The following is a 25263-nucleotide window of genomic DNA, read 5'->3' as shown; positions in this document are numbered from 1 at the left end:
GCGCGCTCCGAATGGATGGCGGAAGAGAATGGGAGTCGAACCCACCAGAGACCGGCTCGCGGCCCCTCCCGGATTTGAAGTCCGGACGCCCCACCGGGGACGATTCTCTTCCGTGCTGGTCCGCATCTGCAGCGGTCGCGTCCGGCTCCGCGCCAGCCGCTTCGCCCGCCTGCGCATCGCCGGCGGGCAGCGAACCGAACAGGTCGAGCCGATGCTTGTTCATGCGCCGGAGATCGCCGCGACGCAAGGTGACGCCGTGACGATCGAAGAACTCGAGAATCTGGATCGCCACCTTGCGACCGTTGTCGAGCCGGTCGCGGAACTGCGCCGCCGTGAACACGCCGGACGGCTGGTCCGCGAGGTCGCGCGCGATCGTCACCATCTCGGCGACGGTGCCGCGCAGGAAGTAATGGTCGTGCGCCACCTCGTCGACCCGGCCGGTGCGCGCCGTCAGCCTGAGGACGCGCCGCACCAGAACCTCGTCGATCGCGAACAGGCCGGCGAGATCGCGCACCCGCGGCGGCTTGAACCGCTCGGCCCCGCCGAGCGTCGGCGCGATCCGCTGCCAGATCAGCTCCTCGGCCTCGCTCAGCCGCACCGCATGGCCGGGCCGCCGCACCCAGGCGCCGTCGAGCACGGCGGCGCCGGCGCGGGCGAGCCCCTGCAGCACCGAGCGGAAGGCCGGTGCCGGAAGGCGCGGCTCGATCTGCAGGCGCAGCCGCTCGAGCCCGACGCCGGGCAGGTCCGGGTTGTCGGCGTGGAACGCATCGAGCCGGGCGACGACGTCGCGGGTCAGCGCCTCCCAGGTCGGCGCCGCGAGGCCGATCAGCAGATCCTTGTCGGCGATGCGCACGATACCGAGCGTCTCGACGAGGCGTGCCAGCGCGTCGTCGGCGAGCGCGTGGTCGCGGGCGAAACCGGTCAGCTCGACATGCGCGGGCGGCCGCGCCAGCAGCGCGGCGAGTGCCGCCCCGGGATCGTCGAGCGCGAGCGCATCGAGCTGGGCGACGCGCTCCGGCGTGCGGCGCTTGCGGGCCGGCCCGCGCAGATCGAGGAACCGGCCGCCCCCGATGGTGCGGCTCGCCGAGACGTCACGCAGCACGAAACGATCACCGGCCGCGGCGGCGATCGGCGTCTCCAGCACGAGCTGCACGCGGCCCTCGCGACCGGGCGCCGGCGGAGCGTCGCCGAGCAGCACGATGCGGGCGCCGACCTCGGCCGAGGCGTGATGCAGCCGCACCGGCATCCACTGCGTCGGCGGCTTCGCCTCGCCCGGCAGCAGGCGCAACGTCACGTCGATGCGATCGGCCGGCGCGTGGAGCGTCGGATCCAGCACCATGTCGCCGCGCCGGATCGCCTCCTTGCTGATCTGATCACCGGCGAGATTGAGGGCGCAGCGATCACCGGCGACGCCCTCGCCGGCCGGACGGTTCTGAGCGTGGATCGAGCGGACGCGCGCCGAAAGTCCCGACGGGCTGACGGTCACGCGGTCCCCGACTGTGACGCGGCCGGACAGCACCGTGCCGGTGACCACCGTGCCGGTGCCGGCGAGCGTGAAGGAGCGGTCGACCGCGAGCCGGAATTTCTTGTCCCCCGCCTCACGGCGCCCGAACGCCCTCGCGGCGTCGAACAGTTGCGCACGAAGCGCCTCGATCCCCTCGCCCGTCACCGACGACACCGGCACGATCGGCGCATCGGCGAGGCCGGTGCCGGCGAGCGCCGCCGCGATCTCGGCGGTCGCCTCGGCGCGACGCTCCGGCGGGACCATGTCGGACTTGGTGAGCGCGACGATGCCGGTGCGGATGCCGAGCAGATCGACGATGGCGAGATGCTCGCGGGTCTGCGGCATCACGCCGTCGTCGCCGGCGACGACCAGCAGCACGAGATCGATGCCGCTCGCGCCGGCCACCATGGTGTGAACGAAGCGCTCGTGACCCGGCACGTCGACGAAGCCGAGCACGCCGCCGTCCGGCGTCGGCACATAGGCGAAGCCGAGATCGATGGAGATGCCGCGCGCCTTCTCCTCCTTCAGGCGGTCGGTGTCGACGCCGGTCAGAGCCCGCACCAGCGAGGTCTTGCCGTGGTCGATATGGCCCGCCGTGCCGACGATCATGGCTGCGCCTCTGGCGCAGCGGGGGCCGCGGGCGCAGCGAGATCGAGCGGACCGGGATCGGGCAGCGGCGCGGCGGCCCGGCGGGCCGCCTCCGACAGCGTGGCGCCGTCGAGTGCGTTGCGGGCGGCCGGCAGGAACTGGGCCGCGAGCGCGCTGCCGCCGGCCTGGGCGCGCAACAGCCAGATGAACGCCTCGACCGGGTCGCGCGCGACGCCGGCGCCCGTCATCATGGCGGCGCCCAGCATCGCCTGGCCGTCGGCCTCGCCACGTTCCGCGGCACGCCGCCACCAGCGCGCGGCCTCGGCCGGATCGCGCGGCACGCCGATCGCGTCGTGATGGAGCATGCCCATGCGGGTCATCGCCGCGGCGATGCCCTGCTTGGCCGCCGCCTCGGCCCAGCGACGCGCCTCCAGCGGATCGCGCGGGACGACCTCGCCCTCGAGCAGCATCCAGCTCAGCATGTCCTGGGCCGGGCCGTCGCCCTGCTCGGCCGCGGCGCGATAGAGCCGCGCCGCCTCGGCGAAGTCGGCCGGCTGGTCCTCGCCGCGGAAATGCAGCGCCGCGAGATTGCGCTGGCCGACCGGATCGCCGTTGCCGGCGGCGAGCACCAGCCAGCGGCGCGCCAGCACGAGATCGCGCTCGACCCCCATGCCCTCGGCGAAGCAGGCGCCGACATTGTTCTGGGCGCGCGGCACGCCGGCCTGGGCGAGCTCGGCCCAGATGTCGAGCGCAGCCGTGAGCTCGCCCTTCGCGGCGAGGTCGTAGGCCTCGGCCATGCGGGCCTTCACGTCGACGGCCGGCGCGTCGCGCCCGAGCAGACGATCAAGCCAGCCCATCGGCGCCTCCTCGCAGCGACGCGAGCGCATTCAGGAACCCGACCTCGTCGTCCAGGCAGCGCAGATCGAGCACGAGGGCGCCGTCGGCGATGCGGCCGATCACCGGCACGGGCAAGTCGCGCAACGCCTTCGCGAGCGTCTCCAGCGCCCGGCCGGCGCCGCGCTCGGCCCGCGGACGAATCGTGAGCGCGGCGCTCGGCAGCGTCTCCTGCGGCAGCGCGCCGGAGCCGATCTGGCTGTTGCACGCCGCCGCTGTCACGTCGAACTTTTCGCCGACCGCTGTCGCGAGCCCAGCCTGCAGGCGGCGGGCCTGGGCCAAAATGTCGGCCTGCGGGCGGGCAAGATGGCGCAGCGTCGGCAGCTTCTCTGCGAGCCGGTCGGGATCGCGATAGAGCTTGAGCGTCGCCTCGATGGCGGCGAGCCGGATCTTGTCGACCCGCAGCGCGCGCTTCATCGGGTTGCGGTTGATCTTCTGAATCAGATCACGTCGGCCGACGACGAAGCCGGCCTGCGGGCCGCCGAGGAGCTTGTCGCCCGAGAAGGTGACGAGATCGGCACCGGCCGCCACCGCCTCGGCGACGGTCGGCTCGTGGGCGAGGCCGAACCGCGTCAGATCGATCAGCGTGCCCGAGCCGAGATCGTCGACCACCGGCACGTTCTTGTCCCGCGCGAGGGCGACGAGGTCGCGCGCCGGCACCGCCGACGTGAACCCCTCGATGCGGTAGTTCGAGGTGTGGACCTTCAGCACCAGGCCGGTGCGGTCGTTCAGCGCGGCCGCGTAGTCCTTCGGATGGGTGCGGTTGGTGGTGCCGACCTCGACCAGCTTCGCGCCGGCGCGCGCCATGATGTCCGGCATGCGGAAGGCGCCGCCGATCTCGATCAGCTCGCCGCGCGAGACGATCGCCTCGCGGCCTTTGGCGAGCGTGGCGAGCACCAGCAGCACGGCAGCGGCGTTGTTGTTGACGACGGTCGCATCCTCGGCCCCGGTCAGCTCGCACAAGAGATCGCGCACGAGCGTGTCACGCTCGCCGCGCTTGCCGGTCGAGAGATCGAATTCCAGCGCGATGGTCCGGCGCATCGCCGTCACGGCCGCCTCGATCGCGGCCTCAGCCAGCACGGCTCGGCCCAGATTGGTGTGCAGGACGACGCCGGTGAGATTGAACACCGGCCGCACCGCGGGCTGCGCATCGGCGACCATCCTGGCGAGCGCGTCTCCGGCCACCCGCGCCGACGAAACGTCGGGCTCGCCGGCGTCGCCGCCGGCCCTGAACGCGGCGCGCGTCTCGTCGAGCGCCGTGCGCACGGCGGCGACCGTGGCGGTTCGGCCAAATCGCTCGATCGCCACCGCGGCGGCGTCGGTCTTCAACACGTCGTCGACCGACGGCAGACGCCGCAGCGCCGCCCCGCGCGCCTCTGCGTGAACTGTAACCCGGGCCGTCATGATGATCAGAAGCTCAGCATGAACGGGTTCAGGCTGCCGCGCTTCAGGCCGGTCTCGCGCACCAGGAGATCGAGGCCGAGCGTCGCGACGTCGTCGGCGACCGGATCGAGCCACGGCGCCTTGTCGCGGTACAGCACCTTGGCGTAGCGGCCGCACTCCGAGCAGGTCTCCGCCTTGACGGTGCCACCCGAGCCCTCGACCTCCGGATAGGAGATGCCCTTGGTCGAGCCGCAGGAGGTGCAGCGGATGCGGACGTAGTTCCACTGAGTGCTGCACTGGGAGCAGACGCAGTAGCGCGCCGGGTTGGCGCCGCCGATCTCGTCGATCACCGACGCGACGGGGCGGCCGCCGCAGGCCGGGCACACCGCATCACCCACCTGGACCAGCGCCTTGGGATCGAGCGTCGCCGCGAGCCGGGCGAAATGCACCTGCAGGGCGGCGGCGACCAGCACGTGCTCGGCGATCGCCTCGACCGGAATCGCGTCGGCGAGCACGGCCCGCATCATCACGGTGCGGCTCGCGGGATCCGCCTGCGCGACGTGCTGCAGCGCGGCGCGGGCCGGGTCCGGCATGTGACAGTCGGAAAACAGCACCAGCATGCGGTCGAGCGTCGCCGTGCAGGCGGCGTCGGGCGTGAAGCGCTCGCGGTCGAGCGGCGGCATCTGGTGGGCGCGGGCGCGCGCCACCGTCTCGGCCTCCGGCGGCGCGACAGGCGGCAGCTCCTGCTGCACCCAGTGCTGGGCGCTGGCGAGGTCGGCCAGGAAGATCAGGTAGGGCTTTAGAGGATGCCCGTCGGCGAGCGCCCGGAAGCGGTCGCTGCGGCGCAGGAACAGGGTCTCGGGATCCGGGCGCACCGCGAAGGGCGGCGCCGTGATGGTGCCGAGTTCGCCGACGCCGCCCGCACCCGTACCGAAATCGCTCATCACTCACCTCACGAACCGCACGGGCCACGTGACAGGACCAGGACTGCGGAACCTAATCAGAAAAACGGGAGCGTGCCTATGGCGGACGCACGCGATGGTCGCCGCGCCGCCTCTTTCACCTCTCCCCGCGCGCGGGGAGAGGTCGGACTTCGCGCGCCCTCGCGCGAAGTCCGGGTGAGGGGGGTCTCCATATTCACGGGCCTGCGTATCCACGCGAGGCCCCCTCACCCCGACCCTCTCCCCGCACGCGGGGAGAGGGAGCGCCGGCGCCGTACCTCCCCCCGCCAGGGGGAGGTGGGAGGTGCCGGACCACCCTCACTCCGCCGGCGTGCCGGTCGGGGTGCGGACGTGGTTGGTCTTGTCGCTGCGGGCGAGCTGGCGCAGCCACATGCGGTGGTGCTTGAACGCCCAGCCGCCCGAGACCTTGCCCTTGACCATCGCCGTCATGGTGCCGCGCGCCCAGAACGCCCCGTAGATGTGGACGATCAGGATGCAGACCATCACGATCGCCCCGATCGAGTGGACCAGCACGGCGATGCGCTTCTGATCCAGCGTCGTGTAGGCGCCGAAATACTGCTCCCAGATCACTACCCCGGTCCCGATCATGATCAGGATCAGGATGCCCATCCACCAGAACACCGCCTTCTGGGCGAAGTTGAAGCGCCCGACCTCGGGCATCTTGTCCTCGTCGCCGGCCAGAAAGGTGTGGATGTTCTTGAGCCAGCTCCCGTCCGCCGGCGACCACAGGTTGACCCGCCAGAAGCGCAGGAACAGCCCGGTGAAGCCGAGGAACAGGAACACGCCGAACCACGGATGGACGGTGCGGGTCCACTGGCCGCCGCCGAACAGGCCGGTCAGCCAGTAGAGGCTCGGGTGGAACAGGGCGAAGCCCGAGAGGGCGAGGAGCACGAAGCCCCCCGCCGTCAGCCAGTGGTTGATCCGCGCCGCCGTCGAGTAGCGAACGACCACGACCGGATCGGCGACCGGATCGCCCTTCTCGAGAGCGTCGCCCTTGACGACCTCTCGTCTCTCGTTCGAGACGCTCATCACGCGTTCTCCCTACGCATTCTCTCGCGCCGGCGGCTTCTCGGCCATCTCCTTCGCCTTCTCCTCGTCGTGCGGCGAGACGCGGCTCGCCCCCGAGAAGATGCTGTGGACGACCGTGACGGCCGCCATCGCGCCGATGGCGGCGAAGCCGGCGTACTTCGCGACCCCCTTCCAGATCTCGACCAGCGGGCTGATCTTCGGATCCTTGGGCAGGCCGGAATAGATCTCCGGCTTGTCGGCGTGGTGCAGCACGTACATCACGTGGGTGCCACCGACACCCGGCGGATCGTAGAGGCCGGCGTTCTTGAAGCCGCGGGACTTGAGGTCCGTGATGCGGCCGTCGGCCCACTTCTTCATGTCGTCCTTGGTGCCGAAGACGATCGCCTGGGTCGGGCACGCCTTGGCGCAGGCCGGGCCCTGCCCGACCGCGACGCGATCGGAGCAGAGCGTGCACTTGTAGGCCTTGGCATCGACCTTGGAGATGCGCGGGATGTTGAACGGGCATCCCTTCACGCAATAGCCGCAGCCGATGCAGGCGTCGTGCACGAAGTCCACGATGCCGTTCGAGTACTGCACGATCGCGCCCGGCGCCGGGCAGGCCTTAAGGCAGCCCGGATCCTCGCAGTGCATGCAGCCGTCCTTGCGGATCAGCCACTCGAGGTTCTTGGTCTCCGGGTTCTCCCATTCGGTGAAGCGCATCAGCGTAAAGGAGTTCGGCGTCAGGTCGTGGGGGTTGTCGTAGACGCCGACATTGACGCCGACCTCCTCGACCATGTCGTTCCACTGCAGGCAGGCCGACTGGCACGCCTTGCAGCCGATGCACTTCGACACGTCGATGAGCTTGGCGACCTCGGTCTGCCGCTTGGCGGGCGGCGTCACGGTGGACGCCGATCGCCTGATCAGATCCTGATCGCCGAAGCGCGGCGGCGTCGGGGTGGTGGTCGGGTTCGGAAGCGGGGGAAACATCTCTCGATCCTCCCTTACGCGACCGGCCCGGCGACGGGCTCGATGTCGACCAGGAACGCCTTGTATTCCGGCGTCTCGATGTTGGCGTCACCGACGAACGGGGTGAGCGAGTTCGGGCCGAAGCCCTTCCTCGCGGCGCCCGTGAAGCCCCAGTGCAGCGGGATGCCGACGATGTGGACGGTCTTGCCGTCGCACACCAGCGGCTTGATCCGCTTGGTCACCACGGCCTTGGCCGTCACCACGCCGCGCTTAGACGACACCTTCACGATGCCGCCCTTCTTGATGCCCTTCTCCTTGGCGAGCTCCTCGCTGATCTCGACGAAGAACTCGGGCTGGAGCACGGCGTTCGCGTGGGCGTGCTTGGTCCAGAAGTGGAAGTGCTCGGTGAGCCGGTAGGAGGTCGCCGCGTAGGGGAACTCCTTCGCCTCGCCGAACTGCTCGAAGTCGTTGCGGAACACGCGGGCCACCGGATTGCCGCGCACCTTGGGTGCGACGACGTTGACGACCGGCGACTCGAACGGCTCGTAGTGCGACGGGAACGGTCCGTCCCGCATCATCGCCCGGGTGAACAGGCGCGACACGCCTTCCGGGTTCATGATGAACGGGCCGACCACGTCCGGCTTGGCGCCGGGCGCGATGTCCGGCACGTCGTAGCCGGTCCACTTGGTGCCGTCCCATTCGAGCAGCTTGCGGCTCGGATCCCACGGCTTGCCGGAGACGTCCGCCGAGGCCCGGTTGTAGAGGATGCGGCGGTTGGCCGGCCACGACCACGCCCACTTGGAGAAGGCGCCGGTGTCGTCTGGATCCGAGGTGTCGCGGCGGGCCATCTGATTGCCCGCCTCGGTGAAGCTGCCGGAGTAGATCCAGCAGCCGGCCGCCGTCTTGCCGTCGTCGCGCAGCACCGCGAAGCCCGGCACCTGCTTGCCCTTGGCGAGCACCACCTTGGTCGGATCGGCCGGATCCGTCACGTCCTCGACGACGTAGCCGTTGAGCTCCTTGGCGAGCTCCTCGGGCGACGGCTCGTTCGGGTCCTTGTAGCGCCAGTCGAGATTGACGATCGGCTCCGGAACCGGGCCGCTCTCCTTGCGGTAGAGATCCTTCAGCCGCAGGTGGATCTGCGCCATGATCCAGGCGTCGGTGTGGGCCTCGCCGGGCGGCGAGCCGCCGGGCCAGTGCCACTGCAGCCAGCGGCCCGAGTTGACGAGCGAGCCCTCGTCCTCGGCGAAGCAGGTGGTCGGCAGCTCGATCACCTCGGTCTGGATCGTCTTCGGGTCGACGTCGTTGTTCGCCCCGTGATTCTCCCAGAACCGCGCCGTCTCGGTCTGCAGCGGGTCCATCACCACCAGGAACTTCAGCTTGGAGAGCGCCGTGGTGATCTTCTTGCGATTCGGGAACGACAGCAGGGGGTTGAAGCCCTGGCAGAAGTACCCGTTCATCTTGCCCTGGTGCATAAGCTCGAAGGCACGCAGCACGTCGTAGGCCGGCACGTCGAGCTTGGGCAGCCAGTCGTAGGCGAAGCTGTTCTCCGGCGTCGCCGCGTCGCCCCACATGGCCTTCTGGAAGCTCACGAAGAACTTCCGGTAGTTCTGCCAGTAGCTCATCTGATCGGGCCGCAGGGGCTTGAAGCCGCGCGTCGACATGTAGGTGTCGAAGGTCGGCTCGCGCTCCGTCGGGATCGTCAGATAGCCCGGGATCAGGTTCGACATGAGCCCGATGTCGGTCAGCCCCTGGATGTTGGAGTGACCGCGCAACGCGTTCATGCCGCCGCCGCGCACCCCGATATTGCCGAGGATGAGTTGCAGCATCGCCATGCAGCGGATGTTCTGCGACCCCTTGGAGTGCTGGGTCCAGCCGAGCGCGTACATCGAGGTCATCGTCTTGGTCGGCGACGAGCACTCGGAGATCATCTTGGCGACCGTCAGGAACTTGTCCTTCGGGGTGCCGCAGATGCGCTCGACCATCTCGGGCGTGTAGGTCGCGACGTGGGCTTTCAGCAGGTTCCAGACGCAGCGCGGGTGCTGCAGCGTCTCGTCGACCACGGCGTAGCCGTCCGGCCCGATCTCGTAGTCCCAGGTCGAGCGGTTGTAGTCGCGCTTCTGCTCGTCATAGCCCGTGAACAGGCCGTCCTGCCAGCCGAAGCCCTCCTTCACGACATAGGCCGCGTTGGTGAAGGCCTTGGTGTAGGCCCACTGCACCTTGTCGTTCTGGATGCAGTAGTTGATCACGCCGAGCAGGAACGCGATGTCGGTCCCCTGCCGGATCGGCGCGTAATAGTCCGCCACCGACGCCGTGCGGGTGAAGCGCGGGTCGACGACGATCAGCTTGGCGCCACGGTTGGCCTTGGCCTCCGTGACCCACTTGAATCCGCAAGGATGCGCTTCGGCGGCATTGCCGCCCATGACGACGACGAGATCCGTGTTCTTGATGTCGGTCCAGGAATTCGTCATCGCACCACGGCCGAACGTCGGAGCCAGACTGGCTACCGTCGGGCCGTGTCAAACACGCGCTTGGTTGTCGAACACCAGCATGCCGGCGCTGCGCACCACCTTGTAGGTCGCCCAGGCCGTCTCGTTGGTCGTCGCGGAGGCGGCGAGGAAGCCGGTGGTGATCCACCGGTTCACGGTCACGCCGTCGTTGTTCTTGGCGACGAAGTTGCGGTCGCGGTCGTCCTTCATCAGGCGAGCGATGCGGTCGAGCGCCTGATCCCAGGAGATCCGCTCGAACTTGTCGGAGCCCGGCTTGCGGACCTGCGGATAGAGGGTCCGGGTCTTGGCGTGCACGACGTCGCGCAGCGCCGCGCCCTTCGGGCACAGGGTGCCGCGATTGGTCGGATGGTCGGCGTCGCCCTCGATGTTGACGATCTCGGCCTTCTCGCCCTTCTTCAGATCACCCTTCGAGTAGATGATGATGCCGCAGGCGACCGAGCAGTAGGTGCAGGTGTTGCGGGCTTCGGCCGTGTTCGCGAGCTTGAACGGACGGATCGCCGCCGCGTGCGCGGCCTCGACGTCGCCGAAGCCGAACGCACCGAGCGTGGTGCCCGCGAGACCCGCGCCGGCGCCGGCCAGGAAGCCGCGCCGCGAGAGCTCCATGTTCATGGAATGCTACCCTCCTGGTTACGTTGGCCCCCGCGGGGGACGGTTCTGGAAGCTGCGCGGGGGACGCAGCTTTTTTGTTCGGGTCATCGAGTCAGGTGGTCGCTGAAAACGCTATTTTGGAACCGATCGAAAGTCAAAACGATTCCGAAGCTTCTGGATCGAACTGCGGGTTCTCTGGGCGACAGTTTCGGCGTGCAGCGCATCATTGATGTGCGCTGCACAAGGACGGGGCACCGAGTGTCGCGACAACTTTACACGACGGAGGTCCGGCTCGTGCGGGCCGCCGGACGGGCGCTGGCTGACGTGAAATCCGTTGACGTCGCGACGGCGCGTCTCGCAGAGTGCCGTCGTGATCCTGATCACGGCTCCCGGGTGCCGGGGCGACTTCTCATCATCACGTCGTCGCGGGCCGGCCGCTCCGGATCGCGGCCGCGCGCGGTCGACGGCAGCGTGGCACCGTCGCGCAGCCGCCGTAGTTTCGCACCGCCGAAGCACGGCGCGCGTGTTTGCCGCATCCCTCTTCGGGCTCGCCTTTGGTCTAGCCGGTTCCGTCTGCACCACCGTCGCCGAGCCTGGCGAGGCCGCGCGCGTGCGGACGCCCCGTGGTCCTGCATTTCTTCGCCACCTGGTGCGAGCCCTGCCGGGCCGAACTGCCGCTGCTCGCGGCCTTCGCCGACCGCCGCGACGATCTGATCACGTTCGCGATCGATGTCGGCGAGGTCGACCTCCGGGTGAAGCGCTTCGCCGCGCAGGTCGGCTGGAGCCGCCCGGTGCTGCTCGACCGCGACCGCGCGGTGGCGCGCGCCTTCGGCGTCACGGCGCTGCCGACCACCATCGTGCTCGACGCCACCTCGACGCCGCGGCTGGTCGCCGAAGGCGATCTCGACTGGCGCGACCCCACAGTCACGGCCCCTCTCGTGGCGCTCGCCACGACAACCCCCGACGGGAGGACACCAGCATGCACCGACGCGACGTGTTGAAGGCCGGCGCCGCCCTGGCAGCCGCCGCGACGCTTCCCGAGATCGCCTTCGCACAAAGCGCCGCCGCTTCGGCGGCCGCGGGCTTCGCGCCGAAGCCGGGCGCCTGGCGCAGCTTCGCGGTGACGACGCGGCTCGAGATCGCCAAGCCCGAAGGGCGCACCCAGGCCTGGGTGCCGGTGCCGAGCGTGAACGAGGACGCCTGGTTTCGCTCGCTCGACACGACCTTTACGTCGAACGGCAAGGCGGCGATGGTCCGTGACCCGAAATACGGCGCCGGCATGATCCATGTCGAATGGGCGGCCGGCGAGACGGCGCCGTTCGTCGAGGTGACCAGCAAGGTCGCGACGCGCGACCGCGCCGTCGATCTCGCGGCACCCTCCCGCCCCGCCGCGCTGTCGGCGGCCGAACGTGCGCTCTACACCGAGGGCACCGACCTGATCCCGGTCGACGGCATCGTCAAGCAGACGGCGGAGAAGATCACGGCCGGCGCGCGCGACGACGTCGCCAAGGCCACGGCGATCTACGAGTGGATCGTCGACAACACGTTCCGGGATCCGGCGACCCGCGGCTGCGGCATCGGCGACATCGCCGCGATGCTGAAGACCGGCAATCTCGGCGGCAAGTGTGCCGATCTCAACGCCCTCTATGTCGGGCTCGCCCGCGCCGCCGGCCTGCCGGCCCGCGACGTCTACGGCATCAGGCTCGCCCCGTCGGCGTTCGGCTACAAGAGCCTCGGCGCCGGCTCGGAGGTGATCACCAAGGCGCAGCACTGCCGCGCCGAGGTGTGGCTCGAGGCGTTCGGCTGGGTGCCGGTCGATCCGGCCGACGTGCGCAAGGTCGTGCTGGAGGAGCCGCCGACCAGGCTCGCCATCGACGAACCCAAGGTGGTCGCGGCGCGACGCGCGCTCTTCGGGTCGTGGGAGACCAACTGGCTCGCCTACAATGTCGCGCACGACCTCGCGCTGCCGGGCGCCCAGGGGCCGAAGATCGGCTTCCTGATGTATCCGCAGGCCGAGACCGCGAGCCAGCGCCTCGACTGCCTCGACCCGGACAGCTTCCGCTACGTGATCAGGGCGAAGGAGACGACGGCGGCTTAGGCCCGCCGTCACAACCTATCCGTCGTCGTCGTCCGCGCAGGCGGACGACCCAGTATCCACCAGCGCCGAGATCGAGCCGCACGCGCTACGGCGTACTGGGTGCTCCGCCTTTGCGGAGCACGACGAAAGAGAGACCAGGACGGCAATGGCGTTGATGACCGAACAAATGGAAACCATCCTCGACCTGCGCGGGCTCTCCTGCCCGCTGCCGGTGCTGAAGGCCAAGACGGCGCTGCGGCACGTGCCGATCGGCGGCACGCTGGTGCTCGAATGCACGGATCCGCTCACCGTGATCGACGTGCCGCATTTCTGCGCCCAGACCGGCCACTGGCTCGACGGCCAGGAGATCAGCGGCGACCTCTACGTCTTCCGCATCGTCAAGCGGCATTGAGCCCGGACCGGCCCGCACAACATGACCCAGCCCCTGCCCGGCCCCGTCTATCTCGACCACAACGCGACGACCCCGGTCGACCCGGACGTGCTCGCCGCCATGCTGCCGTTCCTGCGCGAGGAGTTCGGCAATCCCTCCTCGTCGCATCCGGCCGGCCGGCGCGCCCGCGCCGCGGTGGAGACCGCTCGCGCCGAAGTCGCGGCGCTGATCGGCGCGAGCCCGGACGAGATCGTGTTCACCAGCGGCGGCACCGAATCCTCCAACACGGCGATCCGCGGCGCCGCGGTCGCGCGCCCGGGTCGGCACGGCATCGTGACGACGGCGTTCGAGCATCCGGCCACCGAGGAGTGCTGCCGGCTCTTGGAGCGCGCCGGCCATCCGGTGCGCCGCGTCGCCCCGCGACCCGACGGCCGTGTCGCCGCCGACGACGTGATCACGTCGCTCGACGACACGACCGCGCTGGTCACGCTCATCCACGCCCAGAACGAGATCGGCACGCTGCAGCCGGTCGCCGAGATCGCCCGGGCGGCCCGCGCCCGCGGCGTGCGGGTCCATGCCGACGCGGCGCAGTCGCTCGGCAAGGTGCCGGTCGACGTCGCGGCGCTCGGCGTCGATCTGCTCACGGTGGCGGGTCACAAGGTCTACGCCCCGAAGGGCATCGGCGCGCTCTACATCCGCCACGACATCGCCCTGCCACCGCTGCTCGCCGGCGCCGGGCAGGAGCACGGCCGGCGGCCCGGCACCGAGAACGTCGCCTTCATGGTCGGGCTCGGCGCCGCCTGCCGGATCGCCGCCGCGCGGCTGGAGCAGGACGCCGCCCGCACGCGGGTGCTCGCCGCCGGGCTTCTGGCTCGGCTGCGCGAGGCGGTGCCGGGCCTGGTGCTGGTCGGCGATCCGGAACAGCGTCTGCCCAACACCCTGAACGTGCTCTTCCCCGACGTCTCCGGCCGGCTGCTGCTGGAGGCCTGTCCGGGCGTGCTCGCCTCGACCGGCTCGGCCTGCCACGCCGGCAGCGAGGCGCCGTCCGCCGTGCTGCTCGCGCTCGGGCTCGCGCCCGAGGCGGCGCTCGGCGCCGTGCGCCTGTCGCTCGGGCGCGCCACCACGGCGGACGATGTCGCGACCGCCGCCGACCGTCTCGCCGCCGCCTGGCGGCAGCTCGGCGCGGCGGCTTCCCCCGCCCCGCGCCTCTCCGGAGCCTTGTCATGAACGCGCACGATCTCCGCCTCACCAGTCTCGCCCATGGCGGCGGCTGCGGCTGCAAGCTCGCCCCCTCGGTGCTGCAGCAACTGCTCGCCGAGCAGCCCGCCGCCGGGCCGTTCGCGCAACTCCTGGTCGGCACCGAGACGGGCGACGACGCCGCCGTCTGGCAGATCGACGACACCACCTGCGTGATCGCCACCACGGACTTCTTCATGCCGATGGTCGACGACCCGCACGACTTCGGCCGCATCGCCGCGACCAACGCGATCTCGGACGTCTATGCGATGGGCGGCAGGCCGATCATGGCGCTCGCCATCCTCGGCATGCCGATCGACAAGATGCCGCCCGAGACGATCCGCGAGATCCTGAAGGGCGGCGCCAGCGTGTGCGCGCAGGCCGGCATCCCGGTCGCCGGCGGCCACTCGATCGACTCGCCGGAGCCGATCTACGGGCTCGCCGTGATCGGCACCTGCCGGCCCGAGCAGGTCCGCCGCAACGCCGATGCCAAGCCCGGCGACGACCTGATCCTCACCAAGGCGCTCGGCGTCGGCGTGTACTCGTCGGCGATCAAGAAGGGCGTGCTGCCGGACGGCGCCTATGACGAGATGATCGCCTCGACGACGCTCCTGAACCGCATCGGCGCCGATCTCGCCCGCGACCCGGCCGTGCACGCCGTCACCGACGTCACCGGCTTCGGCCTGCTCGGGCATGCGCTGGAGATGGCGCGCGGCGCCGCGGTGGCGCTGACCACCTCGCTGCAGGCCGTGCCGCTCCTGTCCCACGCCGCCGCGCTGGCGCAGGCCGGCTGCGTCACCGGCGCCTCGCACCGCAACTGGTCGAGCTACGGCGCGGCCGTGTCGCTCCCCAAAAACCTGCCGGACTGGCGCCGCCACCTGCTCACCGATCCGCAGACCTCCGGGGGTCTGCTGGTCGCCTGCGCCCCGCAGCGCACCGACGCGCTCCTGCGCACCATCGTCGAGGCCGGCTACCCGGCCGCGAGCCGCATCGGCCATGTCGAGGAAGGACCCGCGGCGATCCGGGTCGTGGGGTAGGCGGGCTCCCCTCACCCGCCCGCGGCGCGGGCCAGCACGGCGCGCAGCACGCGGGCGCCGGCCTCGCCTTTCCGGGCGCGGCCCCACTGCTCGGTGATGATGGTCTTGAACAGCCGCACCGCCTCCGGGGTCGCGGTCGCCATGGCGATGCCGGACGTGATGTTCGGGTGGTCGCCGAGCCGGTAGGGGCTGAGAGTGACGGCGGCGTGATCGGCCGCCTCGAACACCTGGAAGGTCTGGAACGGCGCCTGGTCCTCGATGACGCCAATCTGGACGCCGATCGGTGGGTGCTCGAGCAGGCCGGCGAACCGCTCGATCTCGCAGGCGGCGAGCGCGCGGCGCGCGCGCACCACCGCGTCCGGGAGATCGAAGCGTCCGACCAGGCCGGAGCGCAGGAAGCGCTCGATGTCGGGCGCCGAGACGATGCTGAGCACCGGGATGCGCCGGGTCGCGGCGCCCCGCCGCCGCGCGTGGAGGATCGCCATCACGGCCTCGACCTCGGCGCGCGCCGCCGCCGGCTCGCGATGGCTCTCGGGGATTCCCTCGAGCAGCATCACGCGCAGATGCTCCATGTACTCGTCGGACTGGAGCAGGAACGAGAACGGCGAGAAGTTGCCGAGCACGTGGACGGCGGTCTCCTCGAGCTGGCGCATGCGCTCGAAGAACGACACGGCGTTGGCGTAGTACTCGACACCCACCCCCATCAGCGACGGCAGCGACGTCTCCAGGAGCTCGGAGATCTTCTCCAGCGTCTCGATCTTGACGAGCTCGCCGCGCTCCAGCCGGTAGACGGCAGCCCGCGACACCCCGATCGCCTCGGCGATGCTGCTCACCGTGAGGTTCTTGCCCAGCCGATAGGCGCGCAGCCGTCGGCCGATCTCGGCCAGATGGTCGGACATCGTTCTCCCCGCGGCCCGCCCCGATGCGGCGGCGGATGGTGTCCGGGATCGTGTTGTCTCGTCGCGATACGGTTGGCGGCAGCGAGCCTCAGCGGACGATCGCCAGTAGTCCCGTGGAAATCTGCGGGACATAGGTAATGAGCAGGAGCACCAGGATATTGACGACGATGAACGGCCAGATACCGCGGATGATCAGCTCCACGGGCCGGCGCAGCGTCGACGACGCGACGAACAGGTCGAGCCCGAACGGTGGCGTTATCATCCCGATGCAGATGTTGAGGCAGACGACGAGGCCGAAATGGACCGGGTCGATGCCGAGCGACGTCGCGACCGGATAGAACGTCGGCACGAGAACCAGCAGAATGGAGTTGGGATCGATGAACATCCCGGCGACGAGCAGCACGACGTTCACGATCAGCAGGAAGACGATCCAGTCGACGTTCCACGCCGCGAACAGCTGCGTGAAGAAGGCAGGCACCTGCGCCAGCGTGATGAGGAACGACAGCATCGACCCGGTCGCCAGCAGGATGAAGATGACGGCGACGGTGATGGCCGAGCCCTCGGCGATCTCCATGAGGACCTTGAGGCCGATCGACCGATAGACGACCATCTCGATCAGGAGCGCATAGGCGACGGCGACGGCCGCGGCCTCGGTGGCCGTGAAGATCCCGCCATAGATGCCGCCGAGAATGATGAACGGCATGCCCAGCGCGACGAGCCCGTCGCGCAAGGCGAGCAGGCGCTCGCGGCGCGTCGCGCGCGGGAACAGGCCGGCGCCGGTGCGCCACGTGACGATCTGCACGTAGATCATGAACGCGATGCCGAGCGCGACGCCGACCACGAAGCCGCCGGCGAACAGGTCGGCGATCGACGTCCCGGTCAGCCAGCCGTAGATGATGAGCGTGATGCTCGGCGGGATGAGCAGGGCGCACTCCGCGCTCGAGGCGATCAGGGCGAGCGAGAAGGTCTCGGAATAGCGCGCCTTCAAGAGCTCGGGATGTAGCAGACGGCCGAGCGCCGCCACGGTCGCGGGCGCCGATCCGCAGATGGCGCCGAACCCCATGCAGGAGACGACCGTCGTATGCCCGATACCGCCGCGGACATGGCCGATATTGGTCTTGACGAGATCGGTGAGCCGTTTGGCGATGGTTCCGCGCGCCATGATGTCGGCGGCGAAGATGAAGAACGGGATCGCCAGCAGGGTGGAGACGTTGACGCCGCCGAGGAGCTTCTGTGCCAGGGCGACCGGCGGAATCGACGGGAACAGGAGAAGCCACGCCAGCAGGGTCGGTACCCCCATGACGAGGAACATCTCGAAGCCCAGGACGAGCAGGATCGCCGCGGCGACGCAGAGCAGGATGACGGTCACGCGCGCTTACCTCAATGATCCTGGAACACGTCGCGAAGCAGGAACCGGTTCTGGACGCCGGTGAGCTCGAGCAGGTAGCGCAGCGACAGAAGGGCGAACCCGACCGGCAGCGGCGCGTAGAGCCACAGCATCGTGGTGCCGAGCGTCGGGCTGATCTGCCCGCTGTTGTAGATGAACAGCGCGAGATCGAAGCTGAACTTGGTGAAGAGCAGGCAGAAGACGAGGCCCGTCAGATTGATCGCGATCTGCACCAGGCGGGCGACGCGGCCCTGCAGCTGGTCGATCAGCACGGTCATCGCGATGTGCCGGCGCCGCTCCAGCGCCAGCCCGAGACCGACGAAGACCAGCCACGCGAGCCCGAACAGCGTCGCCTCGTCGATCCAGGCGAGTTCGGTCGCGAGCTCCGCGCTGAAGTAGCGGACCACGACATTGACGAAATACAGGAACGACATCGCGATCAGGACGACCGCGATGAACGTTCTCTCGACGATACGGATGATGTCCAATGCGCGAGCGAACATGCGTGTCTTCTTCATCGAGTCTGCAGGGTGGCCATGTCCGCCCGCCGTCGGAACGGTCGCGACGCGCCCGGTGCTCGCCGGGCGCGTCGCGCGTTCGTCAGTTGCCGAGCTTCTTCATCTCGGCCTTGTAGAGGTCGATCGCCTTCTGGCCTTCCGCGCCGGCGCGCGCCACGAAGGCGGCTTCCGACTTCGGCACCATTGCCGACTCCCAGGCCTTGCGGTCGGCCTCGCCCAGGTCGCTGATCTCGGTCTTGCCGGCGTTCTTGATGATCTCCAGGGCGGCGATCTTCGCATCCGCCTTCATCTTCTCGACCTCGGGCCGGACCTCGATGAAGGTGTCGGTGATGATCTTGCGGTGCCCCTCCGGCAGCGACTTCCACCACGTCGGATTGAACAGCACGAAGTCCTCCATGGCGCCGTGATCCGACACCACGAGATACTTCTGAACCTCGTGGAACTTCATGGTGGAGATCGTGTCGAGCGGGTTCTCCTCGCCGTCCACGACGCCGGTCTGCAGGGCCGTGTAGAGCTCGCCGAACGGGATCGCGATGGCGCTCGCGCCGACCGCGCCGAACTGCTCGATCAGGATGCGCGAGTCCATCACGCGGAACTTCTGCCCCTTAAAGGCCTGCGTCGAGTTGATCGGCTTGTTCGACGTCAGGCTCTTGCGGCCGTTCGGCCACAGCGCGATGGCGACGAAGCCGCGGCTGGAGAAGGTGTCGAGCACGTATTGGCCGAACGGGCCGGTGCGCAGCGCATTCGCCTTGGCGACGTCGTTGGGCAGCAGGAACGGGATGTCGAAGACCGACACCACCGGATTGAACCCGCCCAGGAAGGCCGCGGGCATGACCGTGCACTCGATCGAGCCGAACTGCACTCCCTCGACCATCTGGCGCGCATTGCCCAGCTGGGAGGCCGGGAACAGCTTGAACTCGACCTCGCCGTTGGTGCGCGCCTTGACGAGCTCGGCCACCTTCTCGAGCCCGCGATGACGCGGCTGGGTCGGGGCTTCGAGATGCGCGATCTTGGCCGTGTACTTGGCCGTCTGGGCCGACACCGTGGAGGCGGACGCAGCGACGACGAGCGCACCGCTCGTGATCTTCAGGAATTGGCGCCGTGAAGCCATGGGACTCTCTCTTGTATGCGGGATCGGAGCTGTTTTGTGTGGGATCGGGGCCTGTATCAAAATTTAGACTACGGCAGAAATGGTGTCAAACCGAGGCACTTCGCCCAGCCGCCAGCGCGAAATCGAGCGACCGGACAAGAACCTGCGGTGCTCAGGCGGCGGCCGTCCCGCCCTCGAGGCGGGGTCGTGGCGGGGACGCTCGCGGCGCCGTCGCGCCCGGCCGCGTGCCGGGCATCCACGACGCCGGGTTCGCCGCTACGAGACGTGGCTGGCCCTGACGGGCCCGGCTCGTGACAAGCCCGCCCATGACGACGGCGAGGCCTCACCCTCGGCGACAAAACCAAAAGAGTGCCCGCGCGGGCACTCTTTTTTGTTCGTGTCGACGAGAGGGTGCGAAGGCCCGAGCAGGCGCGCCCGTCAGCCGAGATCGGCCGCCGCGATGGCGTTGAGAGTCGCGAGCTGATCGGCCGGCGCCGCGCCCATCGAGGCGGTCGCCTTCTCGGTGATCTCGATGAGGTGATCGAACGCCTGGTCGGCCACGTCGCCGGTGAGCGGATGCTCCTCGTAGGAGTCGATGAAGCGGCCGACCAGCAGCGCGAGGATCTGATAGAGCGCCACATGCTCGCGATCCGAGCCGGCGAGGTTCAGCACCCTCTGCTGGAAATCCTTGTAGGTCCGAAGGCCGTTGTGCTGGGCCTTCAGCCAGGTGAGCAGTTCGTCCAAGAGCGTTCCCTCCCTCGAATGCGACCACGGGCGCCGACGGCGCCCCCGGAGAAGAAACTACCGTTGATACCACAACAAGAGGAGAAAAAAAGAGATTTCTCCCGCGGCTCGGGACTGGGTCGACGACCGGAAGACCTCGCCGGCCCGTCACCATTGGTTCACGACAGCTTTGTTTTACCGCCATAAAATTTCGAGCCGTGAGCCCCCGGGTTGACAACGAGGCGGCCTGCTGCGACAGTCTCAGAAATTAGACAGTCGAACGCCCCGCGCCGACGGTGACGATCACCGGCCCGCGGCGGCCGAAACGATTCGAGCGATCCGGCCAGGCGAGCGGGCATCCGCCCGTCGCCGCCCGGATCCGGAAAGGGCGGAATGGGCCAGACCATCAGCTTCCAGCCGATGCGCCGCGGCGCGACCGCGCAAGGCACGATCGCGCAAGCGCCCGGCTCGCCGGGGGGTGGCGCGCCGGTCGCCGGCACGGCAGACTCCGGCATGCCGCACACCACCACGCTCGGCTCGAGCCCCGCATCCGGCGCCGCACACGGCGATGCGCCGGCGGTCGCCGACGTGCTCGGCGTCGTGGTCTCGCATGTCTGGCTGAACGACGAGTACCGCCACCTCGTGCTGGAGGCGCCCGAGCCGGCGCCGCTCGCCAAGGCCGGCCAGTTCTTCAATCTCGAATGCCCGCACACCGCCGAGGACAAGCCGTTCCTGCGCCGGCCGATGAGCCTGTACGGCGCCGATCCGGCGCGCGGCCGCGTCGAGTTCCTCTACAAGGTCACGGGTGTCGGCACCCGCGCGCTCGCCTCGATCAAGGTCGGCCGCACCATGCGGCTGCTCGGCCCGCTCGGCGTCGGCTTCTCGATTCCGGACACCGCCAAGCACATCGTCGTGCTCGGCCGCGGCGTCGGGCTCGCGACCCTCGCCCCGCTCGCCGAGGCGGCGGCCGCGCAAGGCGTCGGCGTCACGGCAATCCTGTCGGCCCGCAGCCCGGCGACCGTGATGTCGGCCGAGCGCTTCGCCGCCGTCGGTGCCTCGGTGCGCGTCGTGCTCGACACCGACGGGTCGAGCGATCCGGCCAATGTCGAGGCGATTCTTCGCGAGGTCGCAGCGGCGGGGCGCGCCGACGCGTTCTACACCTGCGGCTCCAACCGGCTGATGCTGCTGATGCAGCGCGTCGGCCGCGAGCTGAGCATTCCCGGCGAGGTCGCGCTCGAGCAGCAGATGGCCTGCGGCCTCGGCATGTGCTTCTGCTGCGTGCGCAACTTCTCGGTCGACGGCGTCGTCGAGGCGCGCCGCGTCTGCACCGAAGGTCCGGTGTTCCCGCTCGCCGAGGCGATGTCATGGTAGGGCACGGAACGCCGCCCGGCGCCGGCCCGGGCATCGCCGCCGGCCAGACGATCGACCAGACGGTCCGCATCGGCAGCCTGACGCTGCGCAACGCCGTGATGCCGGCGTCCGGCACCTTCGCCGAGAATCTCGGCGCCGTCGTGCCGTTCGAGGCGCTCGGCGCGCTCGTCACCAAGACCGTGACGCCGCAGTTGCGCGGCGGCAACCCGACGCCGCGCGTCTGCGAGGTCGGTCAGGGCATGCTGAATTCGATCGGCATCCCGAGCAAGGGGCTCGATCACTTCGTCGCCGAGACGTTGCCGCTCTATCGCGACGTGCCGACCCCCCTGGTGGTCAGCGTCTCGGCGCTCTCGGCCGACGCCTTCGCCGACGCGGTGCGGCGGCTCGACGTGCCGGGCGTCGCGGCGATCGAGGCGAACATCTCGTGCCCGAACATCGAGGAGGACGGCAAGGCCTTCGCGATGGACCCGCGCCCGACCGCGCTCGTGGTCGAGAAGATGCGGCGCGCCACGGCGCTGCCGCTGTGGGTGAAGCTGTCGCCCAACACGGGCGACATCGCGAGCGTCGCCCGCGCCGCCGAGGCGGCCGGCGCCGATGCCGTCGTGGTCGCCAACACGATCCTCGCCATGTCGATCGACATCGAGACGATGCGGCCACGGCTCGGCAACGTGATGGGCGGGCTCTCCGGCCCCGCCATCAAGCCGATCGCGGTGCGGATGGTGTGGCAATGCGCCCGCGCCGTCAAAATCCCGGTGATCGGCTGCGGCGGCATCTCGACGGCCGCCGACGCGGTCGAGTTCATGCTGGCCGGCGCCACGGCCGTGCAGGTCGGCACCGCCACCTTCGTGCGCCCGACCGCGATGCTCACCGTGATCGACGGCCTCGTCGACTACTGCCGACGGAAAGGATTCCCGCGCGTCGCCGCGCTCACCGGCGCGATTCACGACGCGGATCTGACGGTCGACACCCACGAGGCCGCCTCGTGATCACGACCGCCACCGTTCTGATAACGTTGCACGAGATCGTCCCATGAGTGACGCCGCCGTGGTCCGTCTGCCCGAGCCGCTCCGCCTGCGCGACATCGCGCGCGACCTGTTCGACGCCCTGCGCGAGGCGACGTTCGACGGCGTGGGCATCACGCGCGAGTGCTACGACGCCGGCGAGAACGCCGCGATGGCGATCTTCCGCGAGGCGGCCGAGCGGCACGGCCTCAAGGTGAAGATCGACGCCGCGCAGAACATGATCGTCTCGCTGCCCGGCGACGACGGCACGAAGCCGGCGCTGCTGCTCGCCTCGCATGCCGACTCGGTGCCGCAGGGCGGCAACTTCGACGGCGGCGCCGGCGTCGTCGCAGCCCTGCTGACGCTGATCCGCATCGCCGCCGAGGGCACGCGCCCGCCCGTGCCGGTGCGCGCCATGGTGCTGCGCGGCGAGGAGAGCGCCTTCTACGGCCGCGCCAATGTCGGCTCGCGCTTGTTGTTCGGGACGCTCGACCCGAAGGACATGGAGGCGAAGCGTCGCGGCACCGGCCGCACGCTGCGCGAGACGCTCGCCGCCGCCGGCATCGACGTCGCCGCCGCGGCGGCCGGCCGCCGGATGATCGACGCTTCGACCGTCAAGGCCTATGTCGAGCTGCACATCGAGCAGGGTCCGGTGATGCTGGCGCGGAAATTCCCGACCGCCGTCGTCACCGGCATCCGCGGCAACCTGCGCCACCGCGCGATCATGTGCCGCGGCGAGGCGGGCCACTCCGGCACGGTGCCGCGCTGGCTGCGGCGCGACGCGGTGTTCGCCGTCGCCGATCTGCTCGTGCGGCTCGACGAGCACTGGATGCGGCTCCTGGAGCGCGGCCTCGATCTCGTCGTCACGGCCGGCGTGATCGGCACCGATCCGAACGAGCACGCGATCAGCCGCATCCCCGGCGAGGTCGCCTTCTCGTTCGAGGTGCGCAGCCAGAGCTTCGAGACGCTGGAGGCGTTCTACGAGCTGTTCCGCTCGGAGTGCCGCGCCGTCTCCGACCTGCGTCACGTCAAGTTCGAGTTCGACGACCGCGTCTATGCCGAGCCTGCCCGCATGGACGAGGCGCTGGTGCGCAAGCTCGTCGCGGCGTCCGACAAGCTCGGCCTGCCGACCGAGACGCTCGCCTCCGGCGCCGGCCACGACGCGGCCGTGTTCGCCAATGCCGGCATTCCCTCCGCCATGATCTTCGTGCGCAACGCCAACGGCTCGCACAATCCGGCCGAGGCCATGGACCTCGACGACTTCATGCAGGGCGTCGAGCTGATGCACGCCTTCGCGGTCGAAGGGCCGTGATCGCGAACGGCCGACCATCGGTTGCGAGGCGGGCGGCGGCGCCCGTCGCGATGCCGCCGGCGGCGCCGCGGAGCCGCCCTGCGGCGCCGCGGCCCCTCGCGAAAATGTCTGGAGAACTTGGGGAAACCGGAATTCCTGAAGGGGCCGAGTCGCTTGACCGGCCCGGCGCATGGCGCGATAAGAGCCGAGTCGCGCTCATGCTCGAGACTGAACTCGACGCCGGCAGCCACGGCTGACCGGCGGTTTTCGCGCGCGGCTCATGACGGTGCCAGAGACGGAGGACCCCGTGAGCACGTTTTCCCCCCCGACCGAGAAACGCGTGATCGCCCAGCAGACGGCCAAGATGCTGCTGGAGATCAAGGCGATCCAGTTCAATGCGGCGCAGCCCTTCGTGTTCACGTCGGGGTGGGCGAGCCCGGTCTACGTCGACTGCCGCAAGATCATCTCCTATCCGCGGCTGCGTTCCGCCCTGATGGACTTCGCCGCCTCCACGATCCTCACCGAGGTCGGCTACGAGTCGATCGACAACATCGCGGGCGGCGAGACCGCCGGTATCCCGTTCGCCGCCTGGATCGCCGACAAGCTGATGCTGCCGATGCAGTACATCCGCAAGAAGGCGAAGGGCTTCGGCCGCAACGCCCAGATCGAGGGCGAGGTGGTGCCGGGCTCCCGCACCCTGCTGGTCGAGGATCTGGCCACCGACGGGCGCAGCAAGGTCAACTTCTGCAACGCGCTGCGCAAGGCCGGCGCGACGGTCGACCACTGCTTCGTGCTGTTCTACTACGACATCTTCCCGATGGTGTCGGGCAACATGCGCGACCTCGGCGTCGAGCTGCATCACCTCGCCACCTGGCGCGACGTGCTGGAGGTCGCGACCGCCAGCGGCCATTTCGATCCGGGCGTGCTGCGCGAGGTGAAGGCATTCCTGGAGGGGCCGTCGGAGTGGTCGGCCGCGCATGGCGGCATCTCCAACTTCGACAGCGATCCGGAGAAGGTCGGCACCGGCGCGGGCGGCCCCGCCTCCGGCGCCAGCGCGGCGGCGTGAGCCCGGTGATGACCGCGGTCATGTCGGGCCGGCGCGCATGAGCGAGCCGGCCCTGTCTTCGCGCACGATCACAAGCGCACGCGGCACCGTGCTGCTGGACCTCGACGGGACCATCAGCGATCCGGCCGGCGGCGTCTACGCCTCGTTCCGTTACGCGCTGGAGCAGATCGGCAAGCCGTGGCCGGACGGCGAGCCGCTCGCCTGGATCATCGGGCCGCCGCTGCGCGAGAGCTTCATGCTCCTGCTCGACGATCCCGAGAAGACGGCGCAGGCGCTGCAGCACTACCGCACCCACTACGCCGCCGGCGCCCTCTACGACAACCGGCTCTATCCCGGCATAACGGAGGCGATCGGCGCGCTCGTCGAGGACGGCTTCCGCCTCTACGTCGCCACCTCCAAGCTGGTCAGCTTCGCCGAGAAGATCGTCACCCGCTTCGGGCTCGCGCCGCGCTTCGAGCGCGTCTACGGCTCGTCGCTCGACGGCCGCATCGACCAGAAGGCCGACATCATCGCGATGTGCCTGGGGACCGAGGACATCGATCCCGAGACCTGCATCATGGTCGGCGACCGCGAGCACGACGTGAACGGCGCCCGCGCCAACGGCCTCGACTGCATCGGGGTGACGTGGGGGTTCGGCGGCGCCGAGGAGCTCACGGCCGCGCAGGCGCTGGCGCTCTGCGAGTGGCCGGCCGATCTGCCGGGACTGATCCGCCAGGTGATCGACGCCCGCCTCGCCCTGCTCCCCTCGGAGGCGTGACCTAGAGCGGCTTCCGCCG

The 25263-nt window shown here is 69.8% G+C and carries 21 protein-coding genes, 1 tRNA gene and 1 pseudogene; 10 read left to right on the top strand and 13 right to left on the bottom strand.

Going from position 1 to position 25263, the window contains the following annotated elements; genetic code table 11:
• Positions 1 to 16: 16 nt before the first annotated feature.
• The 8 genes and pseudogenes from CCR97_RS05440 to fdnG all read right to left on the bottom strand — a co-directional run bounded on the left by CCR97_RS05440 (position 17) and on the right by fdnG (position 10421).
• A tRNA-Sec gene (locus CCR97_RS05440) sits at positions 17 to 112 on the bottom strand.
• A gap of 168 nt (positions 113 to 280) precedes the next feature.
• A pseudogene (selB, locus tag CCR97_RS05435) lies at positions 281 to 2113 on the bottom strand (selenocysteine-specific translation elongation factor); the annotation flags it as partial.
• Complete coding sequence (locus CCR97_RS05430) at positions 2110 to 2949, bottom strand: tetratricopeptide repeat protein (protein WP_111355675.1); 840 nt, start codon at positions 2947 to 2949, stop codon at positions 2110 to 2112. The pseudogene selB and the gene CCR97_RS05430, both read right to left, overlap by 4 nt.
• Complete coding sequence (gene selA / locus CCR97_RS05425; RefSeq protein ID WP_111355669.1) at positions 2936 to 4390, bottom strand: L-seryl-tRNA(Sec) selenium transferase; 1455 nt, start codon at positions 4388 to 4390, stop codon at positions 2936 to 2938. The genes CCR97_RS05430 and selA overlap by 14 nt, the downstream gene beginning before the upstream one ends.
• 5 nt (positions 4391 to 4395) lie before the next feature.
• Complete coding sequence (fdhE, locus tag CCR97_RS05420) at positions 4396 to 5313, bottom strand: formate dehydrogenase accessory protein FdhE (RefSeq protein WP_111355670.1); 918 nt, start codon at positions 5311 to 5313, stop codon at positions 4396 to 4398.
• Positions 5314 to 5628: 315 nt separating this feature from the next.
• Entirely contained in the window at positions 5629 to 6360 is a 732-nt protein-coding gene (locus tag CCR97_RS05415; protein ID WP_111358791.1) for a formate dehydrogenase subunit gamma, read from the bottom strand.
• 12 nt (positions 6361 to 6372) lie between these two features.
• Positions 6373 to 7326 carry a formate dehydrogenase subunit beta gene (gene fdxH / locus CCR97_RS05410; protein ID WP_111358792.1) on the bottom strand — a complete coding sequence of 318 codons (954 nt, stop codon included), beginning with the start codon at positions 7324 to 7326 and terminating at the stop codon, positions 6373 to 6375.
• Positions 7327 to 7340: 14 nt separating this feature from the next.
• Entirely contained in the window at positions 7341 to 10421 is a 3081-nt protein-coding gene (gene fdnG / locus CCR97_RS05405) for a formate dehydrogenase-N subunit alpha (RefSeq protein ID WP_111358793.1), read from the bottom strand.
• Between the two features lie 602 nt (positions 10422 to 11023).
• Here fdnG and CCR97_RS05400 point away from each other — a divergent pair.
• The 5 genes from CCR97_RS05400 (at position 11024) to selD (ending at position 15141) form a co-directional block, all read left to right on the top strand.
• Positions 11024 to 11401, top strand: coding sequence for a TlpA family protein disulfide reductase (locus CCR97_RS05400; RefSeq protein ID WP_170145964.1), 378 nt, complete (start codon positions 11024 to 11026; stop codon positions 11399 to 11401).
• Complete coding sequence (locus CCR97_RS05395) at positions 11380 to 12498, top strand: transglutaminase-like domain-containing protein (protein WP_111358795.1); 1119 nt, start codon at positions 11380 to 11382, stop codon at positions 12496 to 12498. The genes CCR97_RS05400 and CCR97_RS05395 overlap by 22 nt, the downstream gene beginning before the upstream one ends.
• A 154-nt stretch (positions 12499 to 12652) precedes the next feature.
• Positions 12653 to 12889 carry a sulfurtransferase TusA family protein gene (locus tag CCR97_RS05390; RefSeq protein ID WP_111358796.1) on the top strand — a complete coding sequence of 79 codons (237 nt, stop codon included), beginning with the start codon at positions 12653 to 12655 and terminating at the stop codon, positions 12887 to 12889.
• Positions 12890 to 12910: 21 nt separating this feature from the next.
• On the top strand, positions 12911 to 14095 hold the full coding sequence (locus CCR97_RS05385) for a cysteine desulfurase family protein (RefSeq protein WP_201159357.1): 1185 nt from the start codon (positions 12911 to 12913) through the stop codon (positions 14093 to 14095).
• Complete coding sequence (selD, locus tag CCR97_RS05380; RefSeq protein ID WP_111359929.1) at positions 14092 to 15141, top strand: selenide, water dikinase SelD; 1050 nt, start codon at positions 14092 to 14094, stop codon at positions 15139 to 15141. The genes CCR97_RS05385 and selD overlap by 4 nt, the downstream gene beginning before the upstream one ends.
• Positions 15142 to 15152: 11 nt before the next feature.
• On the opposite strand, the gene CCR97_RS05375 is transcribed toward selD, so the two are convergent.
• The 5 genes from CCR97_RS05375 to CCR97_RS05355 all read right to left on the bottom strand — a co-directional run bounded on the left by CCR97_RS05375 (position 15153) and on the right by CCR97_RS05355 (position 19779).
• On the bottom strand, positions 15153 to 16040 hold the full coding sequence (locus CCR97_RS05375) for a helix-turn-helix domain-containing protein (RefSeq protein WP_111359928.1): 888 nt from the start codon (positions 16038 to 16040) through the stop codon (positions 15153 to 15155).
• 88 nt (positions 16041 to 16128) lie between these two features.
• Entirely contained in the window at positions 16129 to 17409 is a 1281-nt protein-coding gene (locus CCR97_RS05370; protein ID WP_111359927.1) for a TRAP transporter large permease, read from the bottom strand.
• An 11-nt stretch (positions 17410 to 17420) separates the two neighbouring features.
• Positions 17421 to 17930 carry a TRAP transporter small permease gene (locus CCR97_RS05365; RefSeq protein WP_170146057.1) on the bottom strand — a complete coding sequence of 170 codons (510 nt, stop codon included), beginning with the start codon at positions 17928 to 17930 and terminating at the stop codon, positions 17421 to 17423.
• Between the two features lie 97 nt (positions 17931 to 18027).
• Positions 18028 to 19056 carry a TRAP transporter substrate-binding protein gene (locus CCR97_RS05360; protein ID WP_111355765.1) on the bottom strand — a complete coding sequence of 343 codons (1029 nt, stop codon included), beginning with the start codon at positions 19054 to 19056 and terminating at the stop codon, positions 18028 to 18030.
• 417 nt (positions 19057 to 19473) lie between these two features.
• A complete protein-coding gene (locus CCR97_RS05355; protein WP_111355766.1) occupies positions 19474 to 19779 on the bottom strand; it encodes a hypothetical protein in 306 nt (101 codons plus the stop codon).
• Positions 19780 to 20151: 372 nt separating this feature from the next.
• Between CCR97_RS05355 and CCR97_RS05350 the strand changes: the two genes are divergently transcribed.
• From CCR97_RS05350 to CCR97_RS05330, 5 genes are all read left to right on the top strand, one after another.
• Positions 20152 to 21129, top strand: coding sequence for a dihydroorotate dehydrogenase electron transfer subunit (locus CCR97_RS05350; protein ID WP_244670279.1), 978 nt, complete (start codon positions 20152 to 20154; stop codon positions 21127 to 21129).
• Entirely contained in the window at positions 21123 to 22115 is a 993-nt protein-coding gene (locus CCR97_RS05345; RefSeq protein ID WP_111355767.1) for a dihydroorotate dehydrogenase, read from the top strand. Before CCR97_RS05350 ends, CCR97_RS05345 begins: the two co-directional genes overlap by 7 nt.
• 43 nt (positions 22116 to 22158) lie before the next feature.
• The gene (locus CCR97_RS05340; protein WP_201159356.1) at positions 22159 to 23442 is read left to right on the top strand and encodes a hydantoinase/carbamoylase family amidase; all 1284 of its coding nucleotides are present in this window, start codon (positions 22159 to 22161) and stop codon (positions 23440 to 23442) included.
• A 259-nt stretch (positions 23443 to 23701) separates the two neighbouring features.
• Positions 23702 to 24487 (top strand): orotate phosphoribosyltransferase, encoded by a 786-nt coding sequence (locus CCR97_RS05335; protein ID WP_111355768.1) that lies wholly within the window; start codon positions 23702 to 23704, stop codon positions 24485 to 24487.
• A 37-nt stretch (positions 24488 to 24524) separates the two neighbouring features.
• Positions 24525 to 25244, top strand: coding sequence for an HAD hydrolase-like protein (locus CCR97_RS05330; protein ID WP_170145703.1), 720 nt, complete (start codon positions 24525 to 24527; stop codon positions 25242 to 25244).
• The last annotated feature ends 19 nt before the right edge of the window (positions 25245 to 25263 follow it).

The sequence above is a fragment of the Rhodoplanes elegans genome, assembly GCF_016653355.1.
Taxonomy (GTDB): Bacteria; Pseudomonadota; Alphaproteobacteria; order Rhizobiales; family Xanthobacteraceae; genus Rhodoplanes; species Rhodoplanes elegans.
The sequence above is the reverse complement of the archived record's forward strand: the minus strand, read 5'-3'. Positions and strand labels throughout refer to the sequence as shown.